This is a genomic window from bacterium, from assembly GCA_037143175.1.
GTDB lineage: Bacteria > Verrucomicrobiota > Kiritimatiellia > CAIKKV01 > CAITUY01 > JAABPW01.
Map to the genome: position 1 here is coordinate 52,899 of JBAWZF010000003.1, position 13,174 is coordinate 66,072.

The following is a 13,174-nucleotide window of genomic DNA, read 5'->3' on the forward strand; positions in this document are numbered from 1 at the left end:
TCGTTTCAGTTTTCCCGCACGATGTCGGCCCCGAGAACGCGAAGGCGTTCTTCCACGCGCTCATAACCGCGATCAATGGTCTGGGCGTTATGGATGACGCTCTCCCCTTTGGCACAGAGGGCGGCGATCAGAAGCGCCATACCGGCACGGATATCAGGACTGGCCATGTTGGTGCCATGCAGACGGGAAGGGCCCGTTACCAGCACCCGGTGCGGATCACACACCACCACGCCCGCGCCCATGCCGATCAGGTAGTCCACAAAATACATCCGGCTTTCGAACATCTTTTCAAAAAACAAGACCGTACCCTTCGTCTGCGTTGCCGCCACCAGGGAGACACTCATCAAGTCCGAAGGGAAACTCGGCCAGGGCCCGTCTTCGATCTTCGGAATGGCACCGCCAAAATCCCGGGTAACCCGTAACGATCTACGGGGCGGCAGCAACACCGTGGTTCCATCCATTTGAATTTTGATTCCCAGCTTCTGGAACGTTTTACCGATAATCATCATCGGCTCCGGTTCCACGCCCGTCACACGCAAGTCGCCTCCCGTTGCGGAAGCGGCGGCGACAAAACTACCAATCTCAATGTAGTCGGGTTGAACTCTGTGCGTCGCGCCCCCTAGAGTCTCTACCCCCTTGATCACCAGACGATTGGTGCCAATGCCGGAGATCTGGGCGCCCATCTTGTTGAGCAGTATGGCCAAATCCGTCACATGGGGCTCGCAGGCAGCATTGAAAATGGTCGTCTCCCCGCGGGCCAGAGTTGAAGCCATCAGGACATTTTCCGTGGCCGTTACGCTGGCTTCGTCGAGGACCATGGTCGCACCCTCGAGTCGTTTCCGGCGGAAAACGAAATTTTGGCCGCCTTCCACTTCAATTCCCAAAGCCTGCAACCCTTGAAAATGGGTGTCGAGCCGGCGTCGCCCGATCACATCCCCGCCGGGCGGAGAGAGCGTGACCTTGCCGAGACGGGCCGCCATCGGGCCGGCAAGCAGAATGGAAGACCGCACCTTGCGACATAAAACAGGATCCAGTTTGCTGCGTCGCAACCCTTTGGCGCAAAGCGTGACCGTGTGGTCCTTAACCCCAATCTCCACGCCCAAACCCGACAGGAGTTCGAGCATGGTATGCACGTCCTCGATCAGCGGAACGTTTTCCAGAGTCACCGGCTTTTCCGTCAAAACGCAGGCCGCCAGCATCGGCAGAACGGCATTCTTGTTGCCGCTTGGAACATATGTTCCTGAGAGCCGTTTCCCGCCATGAATGATGAAGCGTGCCATAGGTGGTGTTCAATCTGGATATTGCTGCCTGGAGTGTAAGATGTTGATGATCTCAATGGAGGAAACGCAAACGCGATATATCACCAGATAATTTGGGTGTACGACCAGCTCCCGGGTACCCGAGACGCGACCAAGTCTATAGAGGTAAGGATGAAAAGGTAATTGAGAAACGGCGCACTCGATTGATTCTTGCAAATTTAAGGCTGCAAGCACATTGCGTTCCTCTATGTAACCAAGGATTTCGGATAAATCTTGGCTTGCCGTTTCAAGCCAGACGACGTGCTGCATTATCCTTAATCCTTGTTTCTATTCGGGCGCGAGCCTTCGCCATTACTTCATCATGGGGTATACGGATTGAATCAGGTTTATCAGCTAACCGCAATGACGTTTGGACTTTTGCACAAAACCACTGCTCATAAGCCTCAGCTTCGTCAGTCGTGGCGAATTGTGATTCAATAGGTGATAAAGCAACCTTCATGAGCGTATGATAGAGCTAGCATCGGCAAAGAGCAAATAAAACCGGATCACCCCAAAACCTCTTTTGCCAACTTCACCACATTGGCTGTGGTAAAGCCGAATTTATCAGCCAGGACTCCGGCGGGAGCCGAAGCGCCAAAATGATCGATAGTCAACGTGCGGCCTTTGCATCCAACATATTTTGCCCACCCCATGGAGCTGCCGGCTTCAATCGCCAGGCGTTTCTTGCAATCCATCGGCAGCACTTGTGCCCGATACTCCGCGCTCTGCTTTTCAAAGAGATCCCAGGAGGGCATACTCACTACGCGCACATTCTTGCCTTCCTTGACCAATTCCTTCGCCGCATCCAGCGCTAGGCTGACCTCGGAGCCCGTCCCAATGAGAATCAGGTCAGGTGTTCCCGAACCACTTTGCCACAGAACATAGGCGCCCTTCTCAAGATTCGAGGCCGCGGGATAGACCTTGCGATCAATCACCGGCAGATTCTGACGGGTCAACAACAGGAGTGTAGGGCCGGACTGATTTTTGAGTGCCGCGATCCAGGCAGAAACCGTTTCGGTGGGATCGGCAGGCCGGATCACCGAAACGTTCGGCATGCACCGGTAGCTGGCGATTTGTTCAATAGGCTCGTGCGTCGGGCCATCTTCACCCACATAGAAACTGTCGTGCGTGAACACATAGATCGTGGGAAGGCTCATCAATGCTGCGACCCGGATGGTGGGCCGGCAGTAATCGGAGAAAACAAAGAACGTGGCTCCAAACACCCGGAAGCCACCATGCAACTGCATGCCGTTCAACACCGCCGACATTCCCAGTTCACGTACCCCGAAATGCAGATTGCGTCCATCAAACTTACCGGGCAATACCGAGCCAAGCCCATCCAGGAAGGTCTTGGTACTTGGCGCCAGATCCGCCGCGCCCCCCACGAACCAGGGCAGGGACTTGGCCAGAACCTGCATCACCTTACCTGAGGAAACGCGGGTTGCCTCCGCCTTTTCAAAAACCGGCATCGCTTTTTCGAGATCGGCCGGCAATTCCTGTTTAGCGCAGTCCTGCCAGGTTTTGGCCAGATCTGGATAGGTCGCGGCATACTTCTTGTAATTGGCTTCCCACGCCACCACTTTGGCCTCCAACTCCCGGGCGCGGACAGCAAACACTTCGCGCACCTGCTCCGAAACATAGAAATCCTGGTCTTCCGGCAAGCCCAGCGCCTTCTTCGTTGCTTTGACTTCCGCCGCTCCCAAGGGTTCGCCATGCGCCTTATGGGAATCATGCAGATTCGGTGATCCGTGGGCAATATGGGTGTTGGTGATGATCAGGGTGGGCCGCTCTTTCTCAGCCTTGGCGGTCACGATGGCCTTATCGATCGCGTCCACATTATGGCCGTCTATCTCAAGCACATTCCATTTATAACCCACAAAACGCTTGCGCACATCGTCACTGTAGCTCAACGAGGTACCACCTTCGATCGTGATGCGGTTGCTATCATAGAACACCACCAGTTTATTCAACCCCAGATGGCCAGCGAGCGAGAAGGCTTCATGCGAGACCCCCTCCATGAGGTCGCCATCACCGCAGAACACATAGGTATGGTGATCGACCGGGGTAAACACGCCGGAATTAAAGCGGGCGGCCATCATGCGCTCCGCCAGCGCCATACCGGTGGCCATCCCACAGCCCTGACCCAGGGGCCCCGTAGTGGCTTCTACCCCGAGGGTATGGCCAAACTCTGGATGACCGGGCGTCTTGCTGCCCCACTGCCGGAATTGGGCAAGCTCACTGAGAGGCAGGTCATATCCGGTTAAATTGAGCATGCTATAAAGCAGCATGGAGCCATGGCCGCCGGACAATACAAAACGATCACGATTCGCCCAATCGGGGCGAGACGGACAATGATTCAGATGATTCAAAAACAGGACGGCCGCAACATCGGCCATACCCATGGGCATTCCGGGATGCCCCGAATTTGCTTTTTGCACACCATCCATCGCAAGACCGCGAATCGTATTAGCCACTACATCAATAATTTTGCTCACAGAACAACTTCCTTTCAGTTTTATTCAAAAATCTGCAAGAAACCCCTTGCGGAGAATCTTTACCTTCCTTATATTGCGACGGTTAATGGTAGCGATTCACGTTCGGTTGTCCAGTCTGCAATTCCGCAGGCATCCGGCGAACACCTGTCACGATATTAATTTCGTGGCCGAACTTTGCCGAAGGTTTGGTTTGCGGGGGTACTGCAATTGAATTATCAGGATAGATCTATTTTTTTCAGCAGAGGATTAGTTTCGCGGCGCGGGTTGCGACGCGAGTCAAAATAAAGAGGAGTAATTGGGTATGGCAGCGACGAGTAAAAAGTATGTGTATAGTTTCGGCCGCGGTAAAACCGAGGGCGGAGCCAGTGATAAAAACCTATTGGGCGGCAAAGGTGCGAACCTTGCGGAAATGTGTATTCTCGGTCTTCCCGTTCCTGCGGGCTTTACCGTGTCCACCGAATGTTGTGTTGATTTCTTTGCGAACAAATCCTGTTTCCCCAAGAGCCTGACCACCGAGGTGGAAGTGGCCCTGCGCCAGGTGGAGACTGAAATGGGCATGAAGTTCGGTGATGCCAAGGATCCCCTGCTACTGTCCTGCCGTTCAGGTGCCCGCAAATCCATGCCCGGCATGATGGAAACCGTTTTGAACGTTGGGCTTTGCACCAAGACCATTCCCGGTCTGGTCGCCAAAACCGGTAATGAGCGTTTTGTGTACGACTCCTATCGCCGCCTGATCATGATGTACTCGGATGTGGTGATGGAGAAGTCTGAAGGCGTTGAACCCGCCGAGGGCAAAGGCATCCGCATGCAGCTGGAAGGCATCATGCACGAGCTCAAGTCCAAAAAGGGATATAAATCCGACACCGACATGACCACCGAAGACCTGAAGGGGTTGTGCGAGAAGTTCAAAGAACGCGTCAAAAAGGTGCTGGGCAAGGCGTTCCCGGATGATCCGATGGATCAGATGTGGGGCGGCGTTGGTGCTGTGTTCAAGAGCTGGAACGGCAAACGCGCCATCTCTTACCGCCGTATCGAAGGCATTCCAGACGAATGGGGTACCGCCGTCAACGTCCAGGCCATGGTCTTCGGTAACATGGGCGACACGTCCGCCACCGGAGTGGCATTCACCCGTAATCCCGCCACTGGCGAGAATAAGTTCTACGGCGAATGGCTGATCAACGCCCAAGGCGAAGACGTCGTGGCCGGAACCCGTACTCCCAGCCCGCTGAATAACGACACCAAGAATGACCAGAACAAGCACCTGCTCTCCCTTGAAGACCAGATGCCGGCCATCTACAAGCAGCTTTGCAAGATCCGCGAAACGCTTGAGAAGCATTACAAGGATATGCAGGACATCGAATTCACCATCCAGGAAGGTAAATTGTTCATGCTGCAGTGCCGTAACGGCAAGCGCACCGGTACCGCCGCACTGAACATGGCCATGGATATGCTCGCGGAAAAACTGATCGACGAGAAAACCGCCGTCCTGCGCCTGGAGCCCCAACAGTTGGATGAGCTCCTGCACCCTGTGGTAGACCCCAAGGCTGAAGCGGTCCTCAAGGCCCTCTGCAAGGGTCTGCCTGCGGGTCCCGGTGGCGCCTGCGGCCAGATCGTGTTCACTTCCACTGATGCAGTGAAGTGGGCAAAGGCGGGCAAGACGGTAATCCTGGTTCGCGAAGAGACCAATCCCGAGGACGTCGAGGGAATGCGCGCGGCCATGGGCATTCTGACCGCCCGCGGCGGTATGACCAGTCATGCGGCCTTGGTTGCCCGCGGTTGGGGCAAGTGCTGCATCGTCGGCGCAAGCGGTCTGCATGTGGATGTGCATGCCAAGAAACTCACCGTTGGCACCGTCGTATTGAAAGAGGGCGCAATGGTGACCTTGAATGGCAGCCGTGGCACCGTTTTCAGCGGCAAGGTGGCGCTGGTCGATAACTCCGAGAATCCCCGCTTCCAGAAGTTCATGCAACTGGTTGACAAGTTCCGCACAATGGGTGTGCGTGCCAACGTGGAAACCGCCGAGGATGCCCGCAAGGCGCGCGCCTTCGGGGCTGAGGGAATCGGACTGTTCCGTACCGAGCACATGTTCTACGGTAAGGGGTGCGATGAGCCTCTCTTCCTGCTCCGGAAGATGATCCTGAGCAAGTCTGCCGAAGAGCGCGTGTCGGTCCTGAAGAAGCTCTTCCGCTTTGTGAAGAGCGACATCAAGGCAACCCTGGCGGCCATGGACGGCCTGCCGGTCACCGTTCGGCTGTTGGACCCGCCCCTGCATGAATTCGTGCCCCAGAGCGCGGCCAAGCAGAAGGAATTGGCAGCCAGCCTCGGCATTTCGCCCAAGGAAGTCAAAGCCCGCGGCGATGCGCTTCATGAATCCAACCCGATGATGGGTCACCGTGGTGTGCGGTTAGGCATCACCTACCCGGAAATCACTGAGATGCAGATCCGGGCCATCTTCGAGGCGGCGGCGGAACTGATCAAGAGCGGGAAGAAGTGCCAGCCCGAGATCATGATCCCGGTCACCTGCGACCTCAACGAGCTGAAGCATCAGAAGGCCATCGTCACGGCAGTCTACGAAGATGTGATCGCACGCAAGAAAATCGACTCCATCCCCTATTTATTCGGGACGATGATCGAGATTCCGCGTGCGGCACTCCTTGCCGACCGCATGGCGCAGGAAGCCGACTTCTTCTCGTTCGGAACCAATGACCTGACCCAGATGACGTTCGGATTCAGCCGTGATGATATCGGCGGGTTCATGGGCGAATACCTGGAACAGAAGGTCGTTGCAGCTGATCCCTTCCAGACCATTGATCAGGATGGCGTGGGCCAGTTGATCAAGATGTCGGTAGAAAAGGGCCGTCAGACCAAGAAGAATCTGAAGGTCGGTATCTGCGGTGAGCAGGGTGGCGATCCGGAATCAGTTAAGTTCTGCTTCAAAACCGGCTTGAACTATGTGAGCTGCAGTCCGTATCGGGTGCCGATCGCCCGCTTGGCTGCCGCGCACGCGGCGCTCAGGGGCTAACCGCCCTTGATATGCATGTCTGAAAAGACAACGCCCCGGAGGAAACTCCGGGGCGTTTTTTTATCCCAAAACAACTTGATTATTATTCCGCTTTAGCTGGTGCGGAACCTTCTCCGGGCTTGTTTTCACCCTTCAGCATTTTACCGCCGGGCCGTCGGCCTTCACTTTTATCCATATAGTTCTTCATCATTTCACGCATCTTGAGCCTCTGTTCAGCCGTCAGAATTTTACGGGCTACCAACATCTGCTTAATCTGCACTTTGGCCATATCCGATCGAACTTTCCCGATTTCATCGGCTAATTGCAAAACCGCATTTTCATCAATAGGTTCGGCACCCATTAATTCCGCCTGCTTTTTGGCGAGGGCCTGCATCTTCGTGCGCAATGAGCTTATTTCATTGGTTGCCGCATTAACCACGGCAGCTATTTGACTCTGCTGCTCACTAGTCAGTTCCAACTGCTTCATCACCACCGGGCGCATCCACATCAACATATCGCCCCCATCTCGCATTTCGCCCCTGGCTTGCCGCATCGGCGGTGTTGGCCGTGCCCCCTGCCCAACGGGTTCATTCGCGGTTGCGATCATCGTCATGCCCACTACACACCCCACCACGATTCCAAGATTTTTCATCCGCCAATCCTTTCGTTTGTTATTTCTTCCCTATCCTTCTTCACAGAACGGAAATACTACTCCACTTATTGCATTCTTTATTCGCTTATCATTACTGTTTGACGAAAAGTCTCTAAAAATACGCGATTTTTAAGGTTTTTTTGCGATTCGCAAGTTGCTTGTTAACTTCTTCGCATCCGTATGCTATTCAAAACAAATAGGTTACACATTACGAGACCGTTTTTCTCCATTTTTAACTGACAGGTTTCAATTTTTTACGCGCCAAATTCATTTATTTAGAATTGCGGCCACATCACAACCTGTTGTGGAGTATAGTTAATTTAAGTCAACCTGTCGTAGGTAAAAAATATTTCGCGCAATATCAATAAAACACCTTGCCTGCCTCGATTATCTCTCCTATTGTCCTGCGTAAGCGGGTACAAGATAAGTCAAGCATCTGCCTGTTAATAACTTGTTAATAAGTCGTAAAAATCCGCACTTTATTTGGCGATTGTGAAATTTTCATGTGCTTTACGGAAAACGGGCATCACTTCATCCGAGGAGGATGCCAGAGAGGGAATTGCCGTGTCAGGAAATAATGCGTCTGTTATGTGGAGTGAGGCTTGTGATCATCTGAGCAAGCTGCTACATCCCGATATTTATTCGCGTTGGATCGCTGTAATTGAGCCAGGCAGCCTTGAAGGCCAAACTTTAACATTGCGGGTGGGTAATAATTTCTACCAGACCTGGCTTGAAGAAAATTATCTTCATCTGATTAAGTCTGCGGTTTCATCCGTGACAGGTGAATCTTATGAGATTGTCTTTCAGGTGGCCAAACGAATGCTGGAACCAGAAGCCCCGGTCACGGCTCCCGCGGCTGAGCCCGTAGCGGCATCACGTCGACAAAGCGGTGTTCGTCAGCCCGGTGCGCCGGTTTTCAACGCCAATTTCACCTTTGATGCCTTTGTGGTGGGCTCTTCAAATAATTTTGGTCATGCGGCCGCCCTGGCCGTTGCCCAGTCTCCAGCCCGCGCTTACAATCCGCTCTTCATCTATGGTGGCTCCGGACTCGGCAAGACCCATCTGATGCAAGCTATTGGGCATTATGTTTTGAAAAACTCCAACGCGAAAATCGCCTACTTGTCCTCCGAGAGCTTCACCAATGAATACATTGAGGGGCTTCAAAATAAAACCCTGGTTCAGTTTCGCAAAAAATACCGCAGCATGGATCTCCTGCTGATCGATGATATTCATTTCCTGGCTGGCAAGGAACGTATGCAGGAAGAATTTTTTCACACGTTCAATGCTCTTTTTGATGCTCACAAGCAGATTGTTCTGACCAGCGATCGACCCGCCAGTGAAATTCAGGGTCTTGAACAGCGCCTGGTGACCAGATTTGAATGGGGTTTGGTGACCGAACTTCAGCCCCCGGATCTTGAAACTCGTATTGCGATTCTTCGCAATAAGCAGGCCCAGTGTGGATATAAGCATTCTGATGAAATTATTCTGTTCATTGCCAAAACGATACGTTCCAATATCCGGCGGCTTGAAGGTGCCCTCATCCGGGCCACCTCATACGCCTCATTAATGAACCGTGCTCTTACAATTCAGGATCTTGAAACACTCCTGCGCGATACCATTGATCAGGAGAAACAGGAAGATCTCACCTTTGAGCACATCATGAAGGCTGTAGCCGATCACTATGACATCCGCCTGGTAGATATGACCAGCAAGCGGCGCCCGGCGGCCATCACAATGCCCCGCCAGATCGCGATGTACCTCTGCCGGTCACTTACCCCTTCCTCACTCCCCGAAATAGCTGGAGCGTTTGGCAAAACACACGCTACGATTCTCCATGCTTATCGGGAAGTCGCTCGTAAAATGGAAACCGATTCTGACCTTCGTCAGAATGTTTCCCACCTCAGCCGGTTGCTGGAGAAGAAGAGTTGACAACTTTGTTCATAACCATAACAAATAGTGTTGGTAACTGGCTCAAAGCATGTTATCACACGTTGCTCACACCCAATCAAGGGGTGTCATTAACAGGGAGCATCAGCGATTTGGCCCCTGTTTTTGTGGTGGTTTCAGGTCTTTTTGAGGTTGTTGATGTTGTGAACAGGGTATAATACGGGTGATATTTAATAGTTTATATAAAGAATAATATTCTTCAATTGTTGATAGTTTGAACTCGGAGGATAAATGAAACTTGTTATTGCCAAAGATGCCGTCATGTCGGGACTTCAAATGGTTCATGGCGTGGTCAATGTACGTCCCACCCTACCTGTACTCTCCAATGTGTTGCTGGAAGCCAAGAATGACAAACTCTGGCTTACCACAACGGACATGGATGTGACCATGCGTTGCGCAGTGGATGCCAAAATTGGAAAAGCAGGGGCGACAACGATCCCCGCCCGACGATTGTTCAGCATTATCCGGGAGCTTCCTGCCGATAATATTGAAATCGAAGTGGATGATAAAAATGCGGCCTCCATCACCTGTGGCTCGGCATTCTTTAAAATTAACGGCCTTCCGGATGATGAATTTCCCGCCATCCCCCCCAGTGAAGGTGGACATACCTTTTCGGTGGATCAGAAAGCATTGAAGCAAATGCTGCAGAAGACATTCTATGCCGCCTCAACGGACGAAACGCGTTTCATTTTGAATGGAACATTGATGAGTTTTAAAGGTAATAAGCTTACCCTCGTCGCTACTGACGGGCGCCGGCTTGCGTTGACCGAAAATGAAATTGAATTTCCGAAAGAATCTGAATGTGAAGCCATTGTGCCTACCAAGGCCGTGAATGAGCTGATCCGGATTTTGAAGGATGAGGGAATGGTCAAGATATTCATTGGTAAAAATCAGGCCAGTTTTGAATTTGATGATGTGACCCTGACCACCAAGCTGATCGAGGGAACGTATCCGAATTTTAGACAAGTCATTCCGGGTCAATGTGAACAGCGTATAGCCGTGGATCGCGAAGTGTTTTTGACCGCGCTCAAACGTGTGGCGTTGTTAACCAGCGATAAATCGAGTTCAATCAAGCTTACCTTCGGTAAAAATAAGCTCAAAATAAGCGCTTCTTCGCCGGATGTGGGTGAAGCCCATGAATCGGTGGCCATCAAATATAGTGCCCGGGATATCCAGGTTGCCTTCAACCCTGATTACATCATGGAGCCTCTTCGGAACATTGCTAACGATGAGATCTATGTGGAATTGACGGACGAACTCAGCCCCGGCGTGATCAAATGCGATGTGCCGTTTATTTACGTCTTGATGCCGATGCGCATTTCGTAATTCAGGGTTATTCGTTAATGGGTATCGGTTATTAGGGGTTCTCGAATAACTTATATCCAATAACGAGTAACAAATTTCTTGTTTTCCATCCCTGAATCCGTATTATCTCACCCCTTGTAGTCCGGCAAGTGTCCGGACGGAAGCGAGTGTTGTGCCTCTCCGGCACAGCCAAAGCGGATTGCCTGTCTTAGATGGGCGAAGCATATGGAGGCTAGAATGGATACTGTTCAAGAAACGGCGGATCTTACCGTCAAGGACCTGCTGGATGCAGGTTTGCATTTCGGTCATCAGACCAAGCGTTGGAATCCCAAAATGAAGCCGTTTGTCTTTGACAAGCGCAACGGGATTCACATCATTGATCTTACCAAAACTCTCGAGCAACTCGAGAAGGCCAAGCAGTTTGTTTATGAAACGGCAGCCCGTGGTCGTCCCATCCTCTTCGTTGGTACCAAGAAGCAGGCGCAGCAGGTGACAAAAGAAATCGCCATCTCTTGTGGCCAGCCTTATGTCAGCACCCGCTGGCTTGGCGGCACGTTGACGAATGGGCTGACCATTCGCAAGCGGATCAAGTATATGCGCCAGGTGGAACTGATGGAGAAAAATGGTGATTTCGACAAGATGCCCAAAAAAGAAGTGGCCGTTTTGCGACACGAGCTTGAAAAACTGCGCAAGAACTTTTCTGGTTTGGTCAATATGGATGACAAGCCGGGTGCCATGTTTGTGGTTGACGTGAATCGTGAGTCCATCGCGATTGCCGAAGCCAATCGTCTGCATATCCCTGTGATTGCGATCGTGGATACGAACACCAACCCGGATCCCGTAGATTACCCGATCCCCGGAAATGATGACGCCATTCGTGGAATCAAGATGATTGCCGGCGCCCTCGCGGCGGTGATTCTCAAAGGCGTTTCGGAGTACTCCAAGATTGCCGTTGAGGAGAACAAGAAGCGCGAAGCCGCTCAGCAGCAGGGGCAGGGACAGGCTGATGGCGACAGGCGCCCTTCCGGGCCGCGCAAGCCGCGTGGTGAGAGCCGGAGTCCCAGACGTCGGACCGGTGGCTCCTCTGAAGGTGCTCCCAGGAACGATGTTGTGGTCCCCGTCGAGCCCCAGGCTTGATTCCCCTTCCCCCCGCCTCCCTAATAAACATGGAGGCGGGCGGGATTTCTAGAGACCCTTAAAGGAGATTTTCGATATGGCTGATATTACAGCAGCAATGGTTCAGGAATTACGTGAAGCCACCAATGTTGGGATGATGGAATGCAAGCGTGCCCTGGTGGAGGCGGGTGGCGATAAGGATCAGGCGATTCGCCTGTTGCGTGAGCGTGGAATGGCAATTGCTGCCAAGAAGTCGACTCGCACCGCCAATCAGGGGTTGATTGCTTCCGCGGGTGACAGCAAAACCAGCATTTTGATTGAGATCAATTGCGAGACTGATTTTGTGACCAAGAATGAGAACTTTCAGAAGTTCGTCAAATCCATGGCTACAAAGGCGCTTTCGATTCCTGATGGTAAAATCACGGAAGTGACCAAGGTCGAAATGGCGGCCAAGATTGCCGAGATTGGTGAAAACCTGGTGGCCAAGCGTAACATCGGTTACACGCTTCAGGGCTCGGGCATGGTGGCTTCTTATATCCATCTGAATGGCAAATTGGGCGTACTGGTCGAACTGGGTTGTGGTAAAGAGGCCACCTCCAGCAGTCCGGTGGTCCAAGAATTGGCAAAAGATCTTACGCTGCATATTGCGGCCTGCAGCCCCCGGTATCTGGTGAGCCAGGACGTGCCTGAGGATATTGTCGCCGCTGAGCGCGAAATCTATGCCAAGCAGGTCGTTGGGAAGCCAGCGAATATCGTGGATAAGATTGTGGATGGAAAGATTGCCAAGTTCTACTCTCAGGTTTGCCTGGTTGATCAGGGCTTCGTCAAGGATCCTGACACGTCGATTACCAAACTTCTTGAGGCCAAGGGCAAAGAAGTGGGCGATACGCTGACGATTCGCCGGTTTGTCCGGTGGCAGTTGGGCGAGTAACGCTTCGATTTCAAACGTGCAAGGGCAGGGGTAACCCTGCCCTTTTTAGTTTAAAGTAAGTTTATGGGCGTGTTCAAATATCCGCGATATGCCAAAAAAAACTCATCTGCCATGGCGGATGGGGGTATTTCAATTTCCTCGATGGTTGGATCCCTGGTCAGTTCGTTGAAGCTTGATGAACAGGGGCGGATGGGGATTCTGATCGAGAAATGGTCTTCGGCAGTGGGTTCCGGGATCGCGGCTCACACTCGTCCGGGCCGTTTGATTAATAAAGAGCTGACTATTTTTGTCGATAGCTCCCCTTGGTTGAGTGAACTTCAGCGTTGTGCCAAAAAAGAACTATTGGCCAAGTTACAGACGGTGTTTGGCCGTGATGTAATTCAAACCATCCGGCTTAGCATGGATCCCGGGCAGGAATAAATCATCGTT

The 13,174-nt window shown here is 52.4% G+C and carries 11 protein-coding genes; 6 read left to right on the plus strand and 5 right to left on the minus strand.

The window, feature by feature from the left end; genetic code table 11:
• Positions 1 to 5 precede the first annotated feature (5 nt).
• The 4 genes from murA to tkt are packed head-to-tail and all read right to left on the minus strand — an operon-like array spanning position 6 to position 3,793.
• Complete coding sequence (gene murA / locus WCI03_02000; protein ID MEI8138622.1) at positions 6 to 1,280, minus strand: UDP-N-acetylglucosamine 1-carboxyvinyltransferase; 1,275 nt, start codon at positions 1,278 to 1,280, stop codon at positions 6 to 8.
• A gap of 9 nt (positions 1,281 to 1,289) precedes the next feature.
• Positions 1,290 to 1,568 carry a type II toxin-antitoxin system RelE/ParE family toxin gene (locus tag WCI03_02005; protein ID MEI8138623.1) on the minus strand — a complete coding sequence of 93 codons (279 nt, stop codon included), beginning with the start codon at positions 1,566 to 1,568 and terminating at the stop codon, positions 1,290 to 1,292.
• Positions 1,546 to 1,758, minus strand: a complete 213-nt coding sequence (locus tag WCI03_02010; protein ID MEI8138624.1) for a stability determinant — start codon at positions 1,756 to 1,758, stop codon at positions 1,546 to 1,548. Before WCI03_02010 ends, WCI03_02005 begins: the two co-directional genes overlap by 23 nt.
• Before the next feature lie 46 nt (positions 1,759 to 1,804).
• Entirely contained in the window at positions 1,805 to 3,793 is a 1,989-nt protein-coding gene (gene tkt / locus WCI03_02015) for a transketolase (GenBank protein MEI8138625.1), read from the minus strand.
• Positions 3,794 to 4,094: 301 nt separating this feature from the next.
• Here tkt and ppdK point away from each other — a divergent pair, with 301 nt between their 5' ends.
• Positions 4,095 to 6,815, plus strand: coding sequence for a pyruvate, phosphate dikinase (gene ppdK, locus WCI03_02020; GenBank protein ID MEI8138626.1), 2,721 nt, complete (start codon positions 4,095 to 4,097; stop codon positions 6,813 to 6,815).
• A gap of 82 nt (positions 6,816 to 6,897) precedes the next feature.
• Here ppdK and WCI03_02025 read toward each other — a convergent pair whose 3' ends face one another.
• The gene (locus tag WCI03_02025; GenBank protein MEI8138627.1) at positions 6,898 to 7,446 is read right to left on the minus strand and encodes a Spy/CpxP family protein refolding chaperone; all 549 of its coding nucleotides are present in this window, start codon (positions 7,444 to 7,446) and stop codon (positions 6,898 to 6,900) included.
• 492 nt (positions 7,447 to 7,938) lie between these two features.
• Here WCI03_02025 and dnaA point away from each other — a divergent pair, with 492 nt between their 5' ends.
• The 5 genes from dnaA to WCI03_02050 all read left to right on the plus strand — a co-directional run bounded on the left by dnaA (position 7,939) and on the right by WCI03_02050 (position 13,165).
• Entirely contained in the window at positions 7,939 to 9,375 is a 1,437-nt protein-coding gene (gene dnaA / locus WCI03_02030; GenBank protein ID MEI8138628.1) for a chromosomal replication initiator protein DnaA, read from the plus strand.
• Between the two features lie 249 nt (positions 9,376 to 9,624).
• Entirely contained in the window at positions 9,625 to 10,719 is a 1,095-nt protein-coding gene (dnaN, locus tag WCI03_02035) for a DNA polymerase III subunit beta (protein MEI8138629.1), read from the plus strand.
• A gap of 216 nt (positions 10,720 to 10,935) precedes the next feature.
• Positions 10,936 to 11,835: a 30S ribosomal protein S2 gene (gene rpsB / locus WCI03_02040; protein ID MEI8138630.1), complete on the plus strand. Its 900-nt coding sequence runs from the start codon at positions 10,936 to 10,938 to the stop codon at positions 11,833 to 11,835.
• Between the two features lie 76 nt (positions 11,836 to 11,911).
• Positions 11,912 to 12,745 carry a translation elongation factor Ts gene (tsf, locus tag WCI03_02045; protein ID MEI8138631.1) on the plus strand — a complete coding sequence of 278 codons (834 nt, stop codon included), beginning with the start codon at positions 11,912 to 11,914 and terminating at the stop codon, positions 12,743 to 12,745.
• Between the two features lie 63 nt (positions 12,746 to 12,808).
• A complete protein-coding gene (locus WCI03_02050; GenBank protein MEI8138632.1) occupies positions 12,809 to 13,165 on the plus strand; it encodes a DUF721 domain-containing protein in 357 nt (118 codons plus the stop codon).
• Positions 13,166 to 13,174: the final 9 nt, after the last annotated feature.

Bases quoted from the DNA above. Each gene is read 5' to 3' on its own strand.
- murA (MEI8138622.1), bottom strand. From the start codon at position 1,280: ATGGCACGCTTCATCATTCATGGCGGGAAACGGCTCTCAGGAACATAT.
- WCI03_02005 (MEI8138623.1), bottom strand. From the start codon at position 1,568: ATGCAGCACGTCGTCTGGCTTGAAACGGCAAGCCAAGATTTATCCGAA.
- WCI03_02010 (MEI8138624.1), bottom strand. From the start codon at position 1,758: ATGAAGGTTGCTTTATCACCTATTGAATCACAATTCGCCACGACTGAC.
- ppdK (MEI8138626.1), top strand. From the start codon at position 4,095: ATGGCAGCGACGAGTAAAAAGTATGTGTATAGTTTCGGCCGCGGTAAA.
- WCI03_02025 (MEI8138627.1), bottom strand. From the start codon at position 7,446: ATGAAAAATCTTGGAATCGTGGTGGGGTGTGTAGTGGGCATGACGATG.
- dnaN (MEI8138629.1), top strand. From the start codon at position 9,625: ATGAAACTTGTTATTGCCAAAGATGCCGTCATGTCGGGACTTCAAATG.
- rpsB (MEI8138630.1), top strand. From the start codon at position 10,936: ATGGATACTGTTCAAGAAACGGCGGATCTTACCGTCAAGGACCTGCTG.
- tsf (MEI8138631.1), top strand. From the start codon at position 11,912: ATGGCTGATATTACAGCAGCAATGGTTCAGGAATTACGTGAAGCCACC.
- WCI03_02050 (MEI8138632.1), top strand. From the start codon at position 12,809: ATGGGCGTGTTCAAATATCCGCGATATGCCAAAAAAAACTCATCTGCC.